Source organism: Variovorax sp. Root473 (genome assembly GCF_001426505.1).
GTDB lineage: Bacteria > Pseudomonadota > Gammaproteobacteria > Burkholderiales > Burkholderiaceae_C > Variovorax.
This window is the reverse complement of the sequence record NZ_LMEV01000017.1, coordinates 1552154-1567555: the sequence shown is the minus strand read 5'-3', so window position 1 is coordinate 1567555 and position 15402 is coordinate 1552154. Positions and strand designations below refer to the sequence as shown.

17 protein-coding genes are annotated in these 15402 nt (G+C 66.3%); 12 read left to right on the top strand and 5 right to left on the bottom strand.

What is annotated here, in order from left to right; all coding sequences use genetic code 11:
- A partial coding sequence (locus ASD34_RS28345; RefSeq protein WP_321164622.1) for a Fe-Mn family superoxide dismutase occupies positions 1 to 166 on the top strand: 166 nt, incomplete at its 5' end.
- Between the two features lie 69 nt (positions 167 to 235).
- Here the strand turns inward: ASD34_RS28345 and ASD34_RS20705 are convergent.
- The 3 genes from ASD34_RS20705 to ASD34_RS20695 form a co-directional block, all read right to left on the bottom strand.
- On the bottom strand, positions 236 to 706 hold the full coding sequence (locus ASD34_RS20705) for a DUF192 domain-containing protein (protein WP_082548869.1): 471 nt from the start codon (positions 704 to 706) through the stop codon (positions 236 to 238).
- A gap of 91 nt (positions 707 to 797) precedes the next feature.
- The gene (locus ASD34_RS20700; protein ID WP_056581209.1) at positions 798 to 986 is read right to left on the bottom strand and encodes a hypothetical protein; all 189 of its coding nucleotides are present in this window, start codon (positions 984 to 986) and stop codon (positions 798 to 800) included.
- 152 nt (positions 987 to 1138) lie between these two features.
- Entirely contained in the window at positions 1139 to 1477 is a 339-nt protein-coding gene (locus ASD34_RS20695; protein WP_056581205.1) for a hypothetical protein, read from the bottom strand.
- A gap of 219 nt (positions 1478 to 1696) precedes the next feature.
- Here ASD34_RS20695 and icd point away from each other — a divergent pair, with 219 nt between their 5' ends.
- The 6 genes from icd (at position 1697) to ASD34_RS20665 (ending at position 9909) form a co-directional block, all read left to right on the top strand.
- On the top strand, positions 1697 to 2956 hold the full coding sequence (gene icd, locus ASD34_RS20690) for an NADP-dependent isocitrate dehydrogenase (protein WP_056581201.1): 1260 nt from the start codon (positions 1697 to 1699) through the stop codon (positions 2954 to 2956).
- A gap of 653 nt (positions 2957 to 3609) precedes the next feature.
- Positions 3610 to 3969, top strand: coding sequence for an ATP-dependent Clp protease adapter ClpS (clpS, locus tag ASD34_RS20685; RefSeq protein WP_056581198.1), 360 nt, complete (start codon positions 3610 to 3612; stop codon positions 3967 to 3969).
- 67 nt (positions 3970 to 4036) lie between these two features.
- Positions 4037 to 6358 (top strand): ATP-dependent Clp protease ATP-binding subunit ClpA, encoded by a 2322-nt coding sequence (gene clpA / locus ASD34_RS20680; RefSeq protein ID WP_056581195.1) that lies wholly within the window; start codon positions 4037 to 4039, stop codon positions 6356 to 6358.
- 111 nt (positions 6359 to 6469) lie between these two features.
- The gene (gene cls, locus ASD34_RS20675) at positions 6470 to 7918 is read left to right on the top strand and encodes a cardiolipin synthase (RefSeq protein ID WP_056581192.1); all 1449 of its coding nucleotides are present in this window, start codon (positions 6470 to 6472) and stop codon (positions 7916 to 7918) included.
- Positions 7919 to 9358: an exodeoxyribonuclease I gene (gene sbcB / locus ASD34_RS20670; RefSeq protein WP_056581190.1), complete on the top strand. Its 1440-nt coding sequence runs from the start codon at positions 7919 to 7921 to the stop codon at positions 9356 to 9358.
- Positions 9359 to 9378: 20 nt separating this feature from the next.
- Positions 9379 to 9909: a GNAT family N-acetyltransferase gene (locus ASD34_RS20665; RefSeq protein WP_056581187.1), complete on the top strand. Its 531-nt coding sequence runs from the start codon at positions 9379 to 9381 to the stop codon at positions 9907 to 9909.
- Here the strand turns inward: ASD34_RS20665 and ASD34_RS27635 are convergent.
- On the bottom strand, positions 9906 to 10064 hold the full coding sequence (locus ASD34_RS27635) for a hypothetical protein (RefSeq protein WP_157609726.1): 159 nt from the start codon (positions 10062 to 10064) through the stop codon (positions 9906 to 9908). The genes ASD34_RS20665 and ASD34_RS27635 overlap by 4 nt on opposite strands.
- A 57-nt stretch (positions 10065 to 10121) precedes the next feature.
- Positions 10122 to 11189, bottom strand: coding sequence for a DUF72 domain-containing protein (locus ASD34_RS20660; RefSeq protein WP_056582581.1), 1068 nt, complete (start codon positions 11187 to 11189; stop codon positions 10122 to 10124).
- A gap of 61 nt (positions 11190 to 11250) precedes the next feature.
- On the opposite strand from ASD34_RS20660, the gene ASD34_RS20655 reads away from it, so the two are divergent.
- From ASD34_RS20655 to ASD34_RS20635, 5 genes are all read left to right on the top strand, one after another.
- A complete protein-coding gene (locus ASD34_RS20655; protein ID WP_056581184.1) occupies positions 11251 to 12729 on the top strand; it encodes an ATP-binding protein in 1479 nt (492 codons plus the stop codon).
- A complete protein-coding gene (locus ASD34_RS20650) occupies positions 12726 to 13385 on the top strand; it encodes a response regulator transcription factor (RefSeq protein ID WP_056581177.1) in 660 nt (219 codons plus the stop codon). Before ASD34_RS20655 ends, ASD34_RS20650 begins: the two co-directional genes overlap by 4 nt.
- A 116-nt stretch (positions 13386 to 13501) precedes the next feature.
- A complete protein-coding gene (locus tag ASD34_RS20645; RefSeq protein ID WP_056581174.1) occupies positions 13502 to 14002 on the top strand; it encodes a GlcG/HbpS family heme-binding protein in 501 nt (166 codons plus the stop codon).
- Positions 14002 to 14700, top strand: coding sequence for an ankyrin repeat domain-containing protein (locus tag ASD34_RS20640; RefSeq protein WP_056581172.1), 699 nt, complete (start codon positions 14002 to 14004; stop codon positions 14698 to 14700). The genes ASD34_RS20645 and ASD34_RS20640 overlap by 1 nt, the downstream gene beginning before the upstream one ends.
- A gap of 65 nt (positions 14701 to 14765) precedes the next feature.
- On the top strand, positions 14766 to 15401 hold the full coding sequence (locus tag ASD34_RS20635) for an FMN-binding negative transcriptional regulator (protein ID WP_056581168.1): 636 nt from the start codon (positions 14766 to 14768) through the stop codon (positions 15399 to 15401).
- The last annotated feature ends 1 nt before the right edge of the window (position 15402 follow it).

The window sequence follows — 15402 nt, the reverse complement described above, 5'->3', positions numbered from 1 at the left end:
CGGCGCCGCCGGCACGCCGCTGACCACCGCCGACACCGCGCTGCTGACGGTGGACGTGTGGGAACACGCGTACTACATCGACTACCGCAACCTGCGTCCGAAGTTTGTCGAGACCTTCCTGGCCAAGCTGGTCAACTGGGACTTTGCGGCCAAGAATTTCGGCTGAAGCCGGACCTGGCGCTCGCCATGAAAAAAGCCGACCTTTGGGTCGGCTTTTTTACGCGCGCCGAATTGCTCAGCGTTTGGCGGCCGAGAAGAGCTCGCCGCCCAGCTTGGCGCCTTTCTTGATGTTCTTCTTGGCGAACCAGCCCTGGTTCATTTCGAGTACATAGCGCACCGGCTCTTCGGAGCAATGCGAGTTCTCGGTCATCGGCTGCATGTCGACCAGGTTGACGATGCGGCCATCGTCGGCCACGAAGGCAGCGGTCAGCGGCAACAGGGTGTTGCGCATCCAGAAGCACTGCGTGGCCGGCTGCTCGAACACGAAGATCATGCCCTCGGCCTGCGGCATCGTCTTGCGGAACATGAGGCCGATCTCGCGTTCGCGAGGCGATTGCGCCACCTGCGCGTCGATCTTGTAGAGGCCGACCGACAACTGCGTGCGTGCCAGATCGGTTTGGGGTTGCGGTTGGATTTGCTGCTGCGCGTGGGCCGGCGCCAGGAAGGACGCGGACACCAGAAGCAGCGCGGCAAGACGCTGGAACATCGGATGACTCTTTCGGGGGCGCCACACACAGGGTAGGCCCGTGACCAATAAAAATGCCCGCTGAAGCGGGCATTGCCGGGAGCTTGAAAGCTTACACCTTCTTGGCAGCAGCCGCGTGGGCTTTGGAGACGTGACGCACCTTGTGCTTCTTGACCGTGTGCTTGGCCTTCGCCTTGTGGACGGCGGGGGCAGCCGGCGCGGCAACTGCGGGGGCGGCGGCTTGCGCAAATGCACCGGCTGTGAAGAGGCCGGCGACCAGGGCTGCGATCAGCTTGTTCATGAGAAATCCTTTGAGATATGTTGATATGGATCACCTCCCTGCGGAAGGCTTCCATTCAACGGACCCCAGGAACCCCGGTTGACAGCGACTGAGCAAAACTGCAAACGAAAAAAAGCGCTCCGGAGAGCGCTTTTCTTGGGGGACTGACCAGCTTACTTGCTGCCGGCCATGTCGGGCGTGCCGCCCTGGGTGGCCTTGCGCTTCACGCTGCCATCCTTGTTGCGACGACGATCGTCGCGGGTCTTGGCGCGCTTTTCGCCAGCAACGCCAGCCTTGTCAGCGCCGAAGGTGCCGCCTTCGGGCGTCTTGGCGATGTCGCCAGCAGCGGGAGCCACTTGGCCAGCGGGCTTGGCTTCCTTCTTGGCTTCAGCGCGAGCTTGCGGCTTGCTGTTGGTCGCGTTGCCTTGTTCGGGCGTGGTGCCGGCCGGGTTCTGGGCGTACGCGCCAGCGGCGAACAGGCCAGCGATCATGACTGCGAGAAGTTTGCTCATTGATGATTCCTCTATCGAGAATTGGTTGGAAACGCCTCCCGGCGAGCAGAAGGTCAGCCAGTAACGGGCTTTATTGCCCGACGGTTGACAATTGTTCGCTGATGGGTTGCGTCTAAAATGTACAGCGATTTGTTAGCGCGCTGTACAGCGATTCTCCCTCGCTGTCTGTATTCGCAGACAGTCGTTCGAATTACGTCATTTCCCGGAGTCAAGCCCCTCATGTCCAGCTATCAGCACATCAAAGTCCCGACCGAAGGTCAGAAGATCACGGTCAATGCAGACAATTCGCTTAATGTGCCGGATCAGCCGATCATTCCGTTCATCGAAGGCGATGGCACGGGGTTGGACATCACGCCGGTGATGCTCAAGGTGGTGGATGCCGCAGTGGCAAAGGCCTACGGCGGCAAGAAGAAAATCCACTGGATGGAGGTCTATGCCGGCGAAAAGTCGACCAAGGTCTACGGCCCGGACGTCTGGCTCCCCGAGGAAACCCTGCATGCGGTGCGCGACTACGTGGTGTCCATCAAGGGCCCGCTGACCACGCCTGTCGGCGGCGGCATCCGCTCGCTGAACGTCGCGCTGCGCCAGGAACTCGACCTGTACGTCTGCCTGCGCCCCATCCAGTATTTTGAAGGCGTGCCCAGCCCGGTGCGCGAACCGCACAAGACCAACATGGTCATCTTCCGCGAGAACTCGGAAGACATCTACGCCGGCATCGAGTTCGAAGCCGAGAGCGACAAGGCCAAGAAGCTCATCAAGTTCCTGCAGGACGAAATGGGCGTCAAGAAGATCCGTTTCCCCAACACCTCGGGCATCGGTGTCAAGCCCGTCTCGCGCGAAGGCACCGAGCGCCTCGTGCGCAAAGCGTTCCAGTACGCCATCGACAACGACAAGCCGAGTGTGACCCTGGTCCACAAGGGCAACATCATGAAGTTCACCGAAGGGGGCTTCCGTGACTGGGGCTACAACCTGGCCGCCAAGGAATTCGGCGCCGAGCTGATTGACGGCGGCCCGTGGATGAAGTTCAAGAACCCTCGCACGGGCAAGGAAATCACGGTCAAGGACAGCATTGCCGACGCGTTCCTGCAGCAGATCCTGCTGCGCCCCGCCGAGTACAGCGTGATTGCCACCCTGAACCTCAACGGCGACTACGTGTCCGACGCGCTGGCCGCACAGGTCGGCGGCATCGGCATCGCCCCGGGCGCGAACCTGAGCGACACCGTCGCCATGTTCGAGGCCACGCACGGCACCGCGCCCAAGTACGCCGGCAAGGACTATGTGAACCCCGGTTCCGAGATCCTGTCCGCCGAAATGATGCTGCGCCACATGGGCTGGACCGAAGCAGCAGACCTGATCATCAGCGCCATGGAAAAATCGATTGCCAGCAAGAAGGTCACCTATGATTTCGCACGCCTGATGGACGGCGCGACGCAGGTGAGCTGCTCGGGCTTTGGCCAGGTCATGATCGACAATATGTAATTGCAATCGCTGACGTTGAGAAACGTCACGCTTCTGCCAAGCCTTCGAGCTCCCGAAAGGACCCGAGGGCTTTTTCTTGCCTTCAGTGGTTTCCATGTCGTTGGTGAATGACCTCTTGTGCCATCTGAACGCAAGGAGCGGCAGACAAACATCACAAATCAATCGGCTGCTTGGTCGTTTACCGATTGGTAGAAACCGTGCTGTGGTCGCCTTGCCAGAATCGTGCCCATTCAAAGAAGCATGAGGATGCAAAGTGGGGACGAAGAATGCACACGCCCGCCCCGCACCACAGGGGCCGCAGACGATTCGATTGACCAAAGCGCACGCGCTCTACGAGAGGAGCACTGCTCAACAAGTGTCAGGCGACACGACAAACTGCCCCCCTGGCCATGGCGAAGTGCTGGTAGCTGGAAATCGATGCCTTGCCGCTCGGCCCACCTGTCGACCTGAGGGCGTGGCGGGTCAGCGCACCGGTCTGCGGCTCGACCCCCGGGTAAATTCTGCAAATCTGCGAAAAAAGACCCGCAATCTGCCGGTTTTTTACGTCGGTCTTCTGATGTCGTACACGACGCATGCCCCTTGATTTGTCGAATAGGCGTCACCAAGTCTGCTGGTGTCGGCACGGTGCTTGCACGCTCTATAGAATCTTTTTCATGGCAACGAGAATTCCCCAAACTCCCAACACCCCGCCGGCGCAGAAACCGGCGGGCGACGACGGAGATTCGGTCGTTCTGGAGCGCCGCCCGCAGAAAACGGCACCGCCCCAGATGTACCAGGTCGTCATGCTGAACGACGACTACACGCCGATGGAGTTCGTGATCGTCGTCCTGCAGGAATACTTCAGCAAGGACCGAGAAACCGCGACCCAGATCATGCTCAAGATCCACCTCGATGGCCGCGGTGTCTGTGGGGTCTATTCCCGCGACATGGCGGCCACCAAGGTCAATCAGGTGATGGAAGCCGCGCAGCAGGCTGGGCACCCGCTGCAATGTGTCAGCGAACCGGTCGCGTGAACCAGTTGAATTGCACGCGCTCCAACCCATCTGAGAACTTATTTACAGCAAGGCAAAAGGAAATCACATGATTGCCCAGGAACTGGAAGTCAGCTTGCACATGGCCTTCGTCGAGGCCCGGCAGCAACGCCACGAGTTCATCACCGTGGAACATCTGCTGCTCGCTTTGCTGGACAACCCGAGCGCCGCAGAGGTTCTGCGCGCCTGCTCGGCGAACGTCGACGACCTGCGGGCGTCGCTCACCAACTTCATCAAGGACAACACGCCGCAGGTGGCGGGCTCCGACGATGTCGACACCCAGCCCACCCTGGGTTTCCAGCGCGTGATCCAGCGCGCCATCATGCACGTGCAGTCCACCGGCAACGGCAAGAAGGAAGTCACCGGCGCCAATGTGCTGGTCGCGATCTTCGGTGAGAAGGATTCGCACGCCGTGTACTACCTGCACCAGCAGGGCGTCACCCGCCTGGACGTGGTCAATTTCATTGCCCACGGCATCAAGAAGAGCGATCCGCCGGAAGCCGTCAAGGGCAGCAGCGAAGCCCCTCAAGGTGAAGGCGAGGAGGGCGGCGGCGAACGCAACGAGAAGGCCTCGCCGCTCGAGCAGTTCACCCAGAACCTCAACCAGATGGCCAAGGACGGCAAGATCGATCCGCTGATCGGCCGCGAGTACGAGGTCGAACGCGTCATCCAGATCCTGTGCCGCCGGCGCAAGAACAACCCGCTGCTGGTGGGTGAGGCCGGCGTGGGCAAGACCGCCATTGCCGAGGGCCTCGCATGGCGCATCACGCAGGGCGACGTGCCGGAAATCCTGGCCGAATCGCAGGTGTTCTCGCTCGACATGGGCGCGCTGCTGGCCGGCACCAAGTACCGCGGCGACTTCGAACAGCGCCTGAAGGGCGTGCTGAAGTCGCTCAAGGACAAGCCGAACGCCATCCTGTTCATCGACGAAATCCACACCCTGATTGGTGCGGGCGCAGCCTCGGGCGGCACGCTCGACGCGTCGAATCTGCTCAAGCCGGCGCTCTCCAGCGGCCAGCTCAAGTGCATCGGCGCCACCACCTTCACGGAATACCGCGGCATCTTCGAAAAGGACGCGGCCCTGTCGCGTCGTTTCCAGAAGGTCGACGTGGTCGAGCCGTCGGTGCAGGAAACCGTCGACATCCTCAAGGGCCTGAAGTCGCGCTTCGAGGAACACCATGGCGTGAAGTACGCCGTGGCCGCCTTGCAGGCCGCGGCCGAGCTCAGCGCCAAGTACATCAATGACCGTCACCTGCCCGACAAGGCGATCGACGTCATCGACGAGGCCGGTGCTGCGCAGCGCATCCTGCCGCCGAGCAAGCGCAAGAAGACCATCAGCAAGACCGAGGTCGAGGAAATCGTCGCGAAGATCGCGCGCATTCCCCCGGCCAACGTCAGCAACGACGACCGCAGCAAGCTGCAGACGATCGAGCGCGACCTCAAGAGCGTGGTGTTCGGCCAGGACAAGGCCCTCGAAGTGCTGGCCTCCGCGGTCAAGATGGCGCGCTCGGGCCTGGGCAAGGGCGACAAGCCGATCGGCTCGTTCCTGTTCTCCGGCCCCACGGGTGTCGGCAAGACCGAAGCGGCGAAGCAGCTGGCCTACATCATGGGCATCGAGCTGATCCGCTTCGACATGTCGGAGTACATGGAGCGCCACGCGGTGAGCCGCCTGATCGGCGCGCCTCCGGGCTACGTCGGTTTCGACCAGGGCGGTCTGCTGACAGAGGCTGTCACGAAGAAGCCGCACGCGGTGCTGCTGCTCGACGAAATCGAGAAGGCGCACCCGGACATCTTCAACGTGCTGCTGCAGGTCATGGACCACGGCACGCTGACGGACAACAACGGGCGCAAGGCCGACTTCCGCAACGTCATCATCATCATGACGACGAACGCGGGTGCCGAGACCATGAACAAGGCGACCATCGGCTTCACGAACGCGCGGCAGGCCGGCGACGAAATGGGCGACATCAAGCGCCTGTTCACGCCTGAATTCCGCAACCGCCTGGACGCCATCGTCAACTTCAAGGCGCTCGACGAAAACGTCATCCTGCGTGTGGTCGACAAGTTCCTGCTGCAACTGGAAACCCAGCTCAGCGAGAAGAAGGTCGAGGTCACGTTCACCGACAAGCTGCGCAAGCACCTGGCGAAGAAGGGCTTCGATCCGCTGATGGGCGCACGTCCGATGCAGCGTCTGATCCAGGACACGATCCGTCGTGCGCTGGCCGACGAGCTGCTGTTCGGTCGCCTCACCGACGGCGGTCGTCTCGAAGTCGACCTCGACGAGAAGGACGAAGTTCTGCTCGACATCCAGCCGATCCCGAAGAAGGAAGGCAAGTCGAAGCCTGAAGCCGAGGAAGCCGCCACGGGCTGATCGAACGCTGATTTCGCCTCTTCGAGGAACGAAGTCAAAGGCCGGTAGCATTCGCTGCCGGCCTTTTTCTTTGGGCCGGCCGAAAACACTCCGCCTTCATCCGCTTTCGCCTTGATCCTTCCCGAACTCAGCCACGAATGGAAAACCGGCCTCTCCCTGGCGTGGAGCGGCTACATCGCCGTGCTGTCGGTGTGGATCGTGATGCAGAAGCGGGCGCCGGTGTCCACCATGAGCTGGATCCTGTCGCTGGCGCTGCTGCCATTCGCGGGCTTCATCGTCTATTACTTCCTGGGGCCGCAGCGGCTGCGCAAGCAGCGGGTCAAGCGTTTGCGCAGTCGGGCGAGCGCGCATGCGCAGGCCGACCTGGCGCGGTTGCGGGACGCGTCGCAGCATGCGCCGCCGGCGCTGCAGCAGATGGCGCGGCTGGGTACGGCCGCCTGCGGGCTGCCGGTGTCGAGCGCCACGAACGTCGAGCTGCTGTCGGGCGGCGCGCGCACCTTCGACGCCATCTTCGAAGCCGTGCGCGCGGCGCGTGACCACATCCACCTCGAGTACTACATCTTCGAGCCCGATCGCATTGGCACTGCGCTGCGCGACCTGCTGATCGAACGCGCGCAGGCCGGCGTGACGGTGCGCCTGCTGATCGACGCGCTCGGCTCCAAGCGCATCGGCCGCAAGTTCATGGCGCCGATGCTGGCGGCGGGCGTGCAGGTGGCACTGTTCCACGACACCAAGATCGGCCGGCGCCTGCGCCCCGTGACCAACTACCGCACCCACCGCAAGATCGTGGTGTGCGACGGCCGCATCGGCTTCACCGGCGGCGTGAACATCACCGACGAGGAAGACAAGCGCACGAACCCCGAAGACGCATACCACGACGTGCACCTGCGCGTCGAAGGCAGCGTGGTGCGCTGGCTGCAGACCACCTTTCTCGAAGACTGGACCTACGCCACCGGCGACGACGTGCGCCGTCTCGACGACACCATGGACCTGCTGCTGCCGCGCGTGGATGCAGGCGACATTCCGGTGCAGGTCGTCACGAGCGGGCCCGACAACGCGCTCGAGGCCATCCACCGCATGCACGTCGAGGCGATCCATTCGGCCACGCAGCGCGCCTGGCTCACCACGCCGTATTTCGTGCCGGGCGAGCCCGCGATGATGGCGCTGACCAGCGCGGCGCTGCGCGGTGTCGACGTGCGGCTGCTCGTGCCACGCCGCAGCGACTCGGCCATCGTGAGTGCGGCGGCGCGCTCGTACTTCGACGAGCTGATCGCCGCGGGCGTCAAGGTCTGGGAGTACAAGGCGCGCATGCTGCACTCCAAGACGCTGGTGGTCGATGACCATTGCGCGATGATCGGCACCGCCAATTTCGACAACCGCAGCTTCCGGCTCAACTTCGAGGTCAGTGCCGTGGTCTACGGACCCGCGCTGACCCAGCCGCTGGCGGCGCAGTTCGAAACCGACCTGCACAGCTCCGCCGCCGTGCGCGCCAATCGGTCACAGACTTTCTGGCGACGCCTCGGCGATGCCATCGCGCGACTGTTTTCTCCCTTGCTCTGAATGAACCACACCTTTCTCTGGCACGACTACGAAACCTTTGGCGCGGTGCCGCGCCGTGACCGTCCCTCGCAGTTCGCGGCCATCCGCACCGACGCCGAACTCAACGAGGTCGGCGAGCCGCTGATGATCTATTGCAAGCCCGCGCCGGATTACCTGCCCAGCCCCGAGGCCTGCCTGATCACCGGGATCACGCCGCAGATCTGCCTGGAGCGCGGCATTCCCGAGCACGCGTTCGCTGCGCAGATCGAACAAGCCTTCTCGCAGCCCGGCACCGTGGGGGTGGGCTACAACACCATCCGCTTCGACGACGAGGTCACGCGCTTCCTGTTCTGGCGCAACCTCATCGATCCGTACGCGCGTGAGTGGCAGAACGACTGCGGCCGCTGGGACTTGTTGGACGTGGTGCGCCTGACCTACGCGCTGCGCCCCGACGGCATCGAGTGGCCGAAGAAGGAAGACGGCAAGCCAAGCTTCAAGCTCGAAGACCTGGCGCGCGCCAACGGCCTGCTGCACGAATCGGCGCACGATGCGCTGTCCGACGTGCGCGCCACCATCGCGCTGGCGCGGCTCATCCGCGACAAGCAGCCCAAGCTGTTCGACTTTGCCTTCGGCCTGCACAAGAAGGACCGCGTGGCGATGGAGCTCGGCCTGCCCGCCATGCGCGAGACCGCCAAGCCCTTCCTGCACGTGTCGGGCATGTTCCCGGTCGAGCGCGGTTGCCTGGCCGTGATGTGGCCGCTGGCCAGCCACCCGACCAACAAGAACGAGCTGCTGGCCTGGGACCTGTCGCAAGACCCGAGCGAGCTGCGCGACCTCGACGCCGAGACGCTGCGCCTGCGCCTGTTCACGCGCACCGCCGACCTGCCCGAAGGCCTGACGCGGCTGCCGATGAAGAGCGTGCACCTGAACAAGTCGCCGATGGTGATCGGCAACCTGCGCACGCTGGCACCGGCCATGGCCGAGCGCTGGGGCATCGACATGGACGCCGCCATGCGTCACGCTGCCATCGCGCGCGACCTGCCCGACATGAGCGCCATCTGGTCGCAGGTTTTTTCGCGCCCGAAGGAGGCGACGCCCGATGTCGATGAAGACCTCTACGGCGGCTTTGTCGGCAACGGCGACCGCCGCCGACTGAACCAGCTGCGCGGGCTGTCACCCGAAGGGCTCGCGAAGGAGCGCGTGGCCTTCGACGATGGACGGCTCGATGAAATCCTCTTTCGTTACCGCGCGCGCAACTGGCCCGAGTCGTTGAACGAGGAAGAAGCCGAGCGTTGGGAAGCGCTGCGCGTGGCGCGCCTGTTCAAGGGCGAGGGCGGGGCGCGCACCATCGACGCGTTGTTCAGCGAGGTCGATGCGCTGTCCGAGAACGCCGACGAGCGCGGCGAGGAAATCCTCGGCGCGCTGTACGAGTACGCCGAGATGATCGCGCCCGAGGCCTGAGCCAGGAACGAAGGGCCGGCATGAACGTCGCACGATTGGTTCCCGCCGATGCGCCAGCGTATCGCGCACTGATGCTCGACGCCTATGCGCGGCACCCCGAGGCGTTCACCTCTACGGTCGAGGAGCGCGCCAGCCTGCTGCCGACGTGGTGGGAGACACGCCTGCGCAAGGACGCCGACGCCGCCGAGGTGGTGTACGGGGCCTTCGAAGCCGATGGCGCGCTCATCGGCGCGGCGGGCCTTGGCCGTGAATCGCGGCAGCGCACGCGCCACAAGGCCACCTTGTTCGGCATGGTGGTGGCGGAACCGGCGCGGCGCGTGGGCGCCGGACGGCAACTCGTGCGGGCCTTGCTCGCGCATGCGCGCACGCTCGACGGTGTGCGTGTGGTGCAGCTGACCGTGACCGAAGGCAATCGCCCGGCGCAGGCGCTGTACGAACGCTGCGGCTTCCAGGTCTTCGGTGTCGAGCCGATGGCCAACCTGCTCGATGGTGCGTTCCTCTCGAAAGTCCACATGTGGTGCGACCTCGATGCCGCACCCCCTGGAGCTTAGGCGTCGCGCTCGCGCACCATCGGTAGCGCGGGCCCGTCAGGCGTGACCACTTCTCCCGGCGCGCAAAAGCCAGCCTTGGCGTAGCAGGGAATCGCGCGTAGGTTGCGCGGCGATGGACCGGCCACGTACGCACGGCGCAGCCAGTCGTGGAGCATCGCGAAAAATCCGAGGACTGCAGCGGTCGGAACGAGATGGATTGCAGGGCAGCTGTCCTAGCGGGACATCCGGTCCACGATGTCCTGGGCCAGCGACGCGATGGTCAGCGGTGCGCAGCCTTCGGCGTTGTTGCTCACGGTGACGAAGGCGTTCTGCCCGGCGCCGGTGGTGCCGGCGATCACCCTGGCCAGCGCGGCGCGCGTTTCGGGGTCGGGGTCGAGCACCTTGTCGAAGGGGCCGTAGAGTTTTTCGGCATCTTCATAGCCGAAGCGGCCGTGGCGGCGGTGCAGGTTCCAGCGGCACACGAGCGGCCCGGGCCACAGGGCGCGCAGCATCGGCAGCTGGTCTTCGATGGGCGGCATCTTCGCGTGCAGGCCCATGCAGAAGGTCGCGCCCACGCTGCGCAGCATGTCGGCGAAGGCGGGGCACAGCAGCTGCGGGTCGCGCACCTCGACGGCGAGCACGGCGTCGGGCGCGGTCGGCTTCAGGTCGGGCATCGCCGCCAGCATCGCGCCGATGCGGGCGATCAGCATGGGCTGGTCGGCCAGCAGGTGCGCGGGGATCGGGCTCAGCTGGAACACCAGCGCGCCGATGCGGTGGCCCAGCCCGTCGAGTGCCGGCTGCACGAACTCCTGCAGCGCGATCTCGTGGCTCAGGAACACCGGGTTGGCCTGCGTGCCGCGACCGCTTTCGTCGCGCACGGTGGCGTCGGTCACCAGGCTCGGGGCCTTCACGACGAAGCGGAAGTCGTCCGGCACCATGGCGGCGTAGCGTGCGTACTGGCTGGCGGTGAGGGCGCGGTAGAAGTTGCGGTCCAGGCTCACGGTGCGCAGCAGCGGATGCTGCGCGAGCGCCGACAGGCCGCTCTTCGACAGCACGCTCTCGGCGTAATCGCCGTCCCAGACCAGGCCGGCCCAGCCCGGGTAGCTCCATGACGAGGTGCCCAGGCGCAGTGGCGACGGCAACTCGGCGGCCAGGGCGAGCAGCGCCGCGTCGGGGGTCACCGGCTTCACGGTGGCGCCGCGCGATTTCTTCGGCGAAGGCGCGGGCGCGTCGACGGCCTTTTCGGTCGGTCGCGGAAGTTCGGGGAGATCGGAAAAGAGGGAGTCCTGCACGTCAGCCATGTCTGGGTCGGCATTTTCGGCCAAGCGGGGAGGCCCGTCGGCGCCGGGCACAATCCGCGCCATGACACAGTGGTTGCGTACGCGGGGCGGTTGGTGGCTGGCTTGGGTGGTGCTCACGGCCGCCGGCGCCGTGTGGTTCGCGCGCGCCGAACTGACCCGGCTCCAGCAGGATTTCGAGACCGACGCTCGCATCGCCCACCGGCTCATGAGCCAGCAGGTGGTGCAGTACGACGCGGTGCTGGCCACGCTCGCACTGCTGGAACCCAACGCTGGTGCCGACTACCCGGAACGGCGCCTGCCATCGGTGTACTCGTCGATCCTGCGCGTGCAGCGGCGCGCGGCCGACGAGCCCTGGCCCGATGCCGAGCACGCCGACGCCCTGGCCGCCGCTGAGGCCCGCTCCCGCGCCGAGCGCCGCGCCGATCTGGCCGTGCTCGACCTCGCGCACGGCCGCTACCAGATCGTGATCGGCTCCGAGCCACTCAGCTATGCGCTGGAGATCGACCTCGTGGGCTCGGTGCCCTGGCGCGACTGGCCGATGAACCCGCAGCGCAGCCCGGTGCGGCTGATCCTGCAGCGCGATGGTCAGCAACTGGTCTTGCAGCCCGGCCAGCGGGCCGAAGGCGGCTGGCACTACAGCCTGAGCAAGGCGCTCGCGTCGCCGAGCCAGCCTTTCGAACTGGTGGCCGAGCGCCAGGTCGGCTGGGCCGAACTGCCGTGGCGCGCCATCGGCGGCTGGGCGGTGGCGATGGCACTGCTGCTGGCCGGCCTCTGGGCCGCGCAGCGCCAGCGCATCGCGCGGCGCCGCGCCGAAGAGCTGCTGCGCCTGGGCCAGGTGGCACGCCTCAATGCGCTGGGCGAGCTGTCGGCCGGGCTGGCGCATGAGCTCAACCAGCCGCTCACGGCCGTGCTGGCCAACGCCCAGGCCGCGCGCCGCCTGTTGGGCGACGAGCCGCCCGATCTCGGCACCGCGCGCGAGGCGATGGGGCAGGCCGTCGAGCAGGCCCGCCGTGCGGCCGGCGTGGTCGGCCGCCTGCGCCGCGTGATCGAACGCCCCGAGGCCGGCGGCGACGTCAAGCCGCTGGTGCTGCAGGAGGTGGTGCGCAGCGCCATGCACCTATTGGCGCCCGAGTTCGCGCGCCACGGCGTCGCGGCCCAGTTCGACGCCGGCGCGCAGGCGCCCGTGCGGGTGCAGGCCGAGGCCGTGGCGCTGGAGCAGATCGTGCACAACCTGCTGATGAACGCGATGCAGGCGCTGGAGCTCGTGCCCGCCGCCGAGCGGCGCCTCGTGGTCTCGGTCGGCCGCAACGGGGAAGAGGGCGTGCTGACCGTCACCGACAACGGCCGCGGCATCGCACCCGAAGCGCTGCCGCGCCTGTTCGAGCCTTTCTTCAGCACGCGCGAGGGCGGCCTGGGCCTCGGCCTGAGCCTGAGCGAAACGCTGGCCAGCGGCATGGGCGGCAGCCTGAGCGCTGCCAATGCCTCGCCGCGCGGTGCGCGCTTTACCTTGCTGCTGCCGCTGGTGGCACCTTCGACATGAACACGTTGACCGCCACCGCCGACCAGCCGCAATCGCCCCTGATCCACCTGATCGACGACGATCAGGCCGTGCGCGACAGCCTCTCGCTGCTGATCGGCACGGTCGGCCTGCGCGTGCAGGGCTGGGCCGATCCGCAGGCTTTCATCGACGGCTTCGACCGTGCCAGCGTCGGCGCCATCGTGCTGGACGTGCGCATGCCCGGCATCAGTGGCCTCACGGTGCTCGACCGGCTGGTGGCGCAGGGCGTCGACCAGCCCGTGATCATGCTGACCGGCCACGGCACGGTCGAGATGTGCCGCCGCGCCTTCAAGGCTGGTGCGGCCGAATTCCTGGAAAAGCCGGTGGACGACGAGCAGCTGCTCGAAGCCCTGCAGCAGGCCGTGCGCCAGCATGTGCGCACGCGGGAGCGTTCGCAGGCCGACAACGCCGCGCGCGAGCGGGTGGCGCAGCTGTCGGAGCGCGAGCGCGAGGTGCTGGCCTTCATCGTGCAGGGGCTCACCAACAAGGAGATCGCGCGCGTGCTGACGCTGTCGCCGCGCACGGTCGAAACGCATCGCGCCAACCTGTTCGCCAAGCTCGACTGCGACTCGCTGGCGCAACTGATCCGGCGCTACGCCGTGCTGGCGTCGGACGCGGGAGAAGAGGGCGCTCCGTAGTTCTACGGAGCACCGGGCGTAGCCGTACGAATGGTTGCAGCGGACCGTATTTTTTACAGTGACACCGTGGTCGGCACAGGCCGGCACGAACCCTCTCATCACTGGAGAAAAACACCATGCAATCGATCATCCGCGTGGGCGGCCTCGCCGTTCTGCTCGCTGCTTCCGTCGCCCAGGCCCAGACGCCGGCCCCCGCTGTTCGCACCGAAAAGAACATCTCGCTCGCGCTGGCCAACCAGATCGCTGCGGAGACCGTCGCCGCCTGCGCCGCCAACGGCTACAACGTGGCCGCCACCGTGGTCGACCGCGCCGGCACCGTGCGTGCCGTGCAGCGCGCCGACAACGCCGGCCCGCACACGCTGTCGTCGAGCGAACGCAAGGCCTGGACCTCGGCCTCGGCCAAGAGCCCCACGCAAGCCATGATGGAAGGCGCCCAGAAGAACCCCGGCGCCGCCAACCTCGTGTACCTGCCGGGCTTCCTGCTGCTGGGCGGCGGCGTGCCGATCAAGTCGGGCAACGAAGTGATCGGCGCCGTGGGCGTGGGCGGTGCGCCCGGCGGCCACCTCGACGAGCAGTGCGCCAACGCCGCGCTCGAGAAGGTCAAGGGCCAGCTCTGATGACGGCGCGCGGTCTCTGGTCGGCGGTGCTCGCCGCCGCAATCGGCTGGAGCGCCGCGCCCGGCGCGGCGGCCCAGGTGCCGCCGCTGGCTGCCGAAGTGCTGGCCTACGAAGGCCTGCACCGCGCCGCCTGGCACGGCGACCTGCCCAAGCTCAAGAGCCTGATCGCCTCCGGCGCCAGCCTCGATGCGCGCGACGCGCGCGGCCGCACGCCGCTGCAGGTCGCCACCTATGCACGCCAGCGCGACGCCGTGAAGCTGCTCGCCAAGGCGGGCGCGAACCTCAACCTGCTCGAAGACGACCGCTACGACGCCGTGACCATCGCGTCCGTGGCCGACGACGTGACCACGCTCACGCTGCTGCTGCAACTGGGCGCCAAGCCCGGGCAGACCACCAGCCGCTACGACGGCACTGCGTTGATCGCCGCCGCGCACCTGGGGCACGACGAGGTCGTGCGCCGGCTGGTCGCGGCCGGTGCGTCGCTGGACCACGTGAACAACCTGCACTGGACGGCGGTGATCGAATCGATCGTGCTCGGCGACGGTGGCCCGCGCCACCAGCGCACGCTGGCCGCGCTGATCGCCGGCGGCGCCAACCTGCAACTGGCCGACCGCCAGGGCCTCACGCCGCTGCAGCTCGCAAAGGCGCGTGGCTACACCGCGATGGTGAAGCAGCTCGAAGCGGCACGCGCCAAGTAGCCTGCCGCACCGCAAGCCGGGGGCGACTCGGGGACAATCGGACCTCCCCACGAGGAACTCGCCCCATGTACATGCCCCCGCAGTTCAACGCCAAGGACCCGGCCGTCGCGCTGGGCCTCATGCGCGACCACCCCTTTGCCAACCTGATCTCGAACGACGACGAGGGCCTGCCCTTCGTCACGCACCTGCCCCTCGTGGCCGAGCAGCGCGAGGGCGATGCGCTGGTGCTGCTGGGCCACTGCGCCAAGCCCAACCCGCACTGGCGCTACCTGCAGGCGCGGCCGCGCGCGGTGGTGGTGTTCCAGGGGCCACACGCCTACCTGTCGCCCTCGGTCTATCCCGACCTGGCGCGGGTGCCGACGTGGAACTACCTCGCGGTCCATTGCACCGTCGAAGCCCGGCTCGTCGAGACGCCCGAGGCCAAGGACGCGCTGCTCAAGAAGCTCATTGGCGACCACGAGCCGGCCTACGCCCAGCAGTGGAAGGACCTCGGCGAAGAGTTCCAGCGCAAGATGCTGGCCGGCATCATGGGCTTCGAGCTGCACGTGACGGCGCTGCAATGCAAGATCAAGCTCAACCAGCACCGGCCCGAGTCGCATGCGGCGATGGGCGAGATCTACCGCACCGGCTCGGCGGACGAGCAGGCGCTCGCAGTGTGGATGGAGCGGCTGGGCATGGTCGCCGCGCCGCAGGAGCGCTGAG

What these genes read in the sequence shown, in the direction of transcription:
- ASD34_RS20705 (WP_082548869.1), bottom strand. Translation starts at nt 706, where the DNA reads ATGTTCCAGCGTCTTGCCGCGCTGCTTCTGGTGTCCGCGTCCTTCCTG.
- ASD34_RS20700 (WP_056581209.1), bottom strand. Translation starts at nt 986, where the DNA reads ATGAACAAGCTGATCGCAGCCCTGGTCGCCGGCCTCTTCACAGCCGGT.
- ASD34_RS20695 (WP_056581205.1), bottom strand. Translation starts at nt 1,477, where the DNA reads ATGAGCAAACTTCTCGCAGTCATGATCGCTGGCCTGTTCGCCGCTGGC.
- icd (WP_056581201.1), top strand. Translation starts at nt 1,697, where the DNA reads ATGTCCAGCTATCAGCACATCAAAGTCCCGACCGAAGGTCAGAAGATC.
- clpS (WP_056581198.1), top strand. Translation starts at nt 3,610, where the DNA reads ATGGCAACGAGAATTCCCCAAACTCCCAACACCCCGCCGGCGCAGAAA.
- clpA (WP_056581195.1), top strand. Translation starts at nt 4,037, where the DNA reads ATGATTGCCCAGGAACTGGAAGTCAGCTTGCACATGGCCTTCGTCGAG.
- sbcB (WP_056581190.1), top strand. Translation starts at nt 7,919, where the DNA reads ATGAACCACACCTTTCTCTGGCACGACTACGAAACCTTTGGCGCGGTG.
- ASD34_RS20665 (WP_056581187.1), top strand. Translation starts at nt 9,379, where the DNA reads ATGAACGTCGCACGATTGGTTCCCGCCGATGCGCCAGCGTATCGCGCA.
- ASD34_RS27635 (WP_157609726.1), bottom strand. Translation starts at nt 10,064, where the DNA reads ATGCTCCACGACTGGCTGCGCCGTGCGTACGTGGCCGGTCCATCGCCG.
- ASD34_RS20660 (WP_056582581.1), bottom strand. Translation starts at nt 11,189, where the DNA reads ATGGCTGACGTGCAGGACTCCCTCTTTTCCGATCTCCCCGAACTTCCG.
- ASD34_RS20655 (WP_056581184.1), top strand. Translation starts at nt 11,251, where the DNA reads ATGACACAGTGGTTGCGTACGCGGGGCGGTTGGTGGCTGGCTTGGGTG.
- ASD34_RS20650 (WP_056581177.1), top strand. Translation starts at nt 12,726, where the DNA reads ATGAACACGTTGACCGCCACCGCCGACCAGCCGCAATCGCCCCTGATC.
- ASD34_RS20645 (WP_056581174.1), top strand. Translation starts at nt 13,502, where the DNA reads ATGCAATCGATCATCCGCGTGGGCGGCCTCGCCGTTCTGCTCGCTGCT.
- ASD34_RS20640 (WP_056581172.1), top strand. Translation starts at nt 14,002, where the DNA reads ATGACGGCGCGCGGTCTCTGGTCGGCGGTGCTCGCCGCCGCAATCGGC.
- ASD34_RS20635 (WP_056581168.1), top strand. Translation starts at nt 14,766, where the DNA reads ATGTACATGCCCCCGCAGTTCAACGCCAAGGACCCGGCCGTCGCGCTG.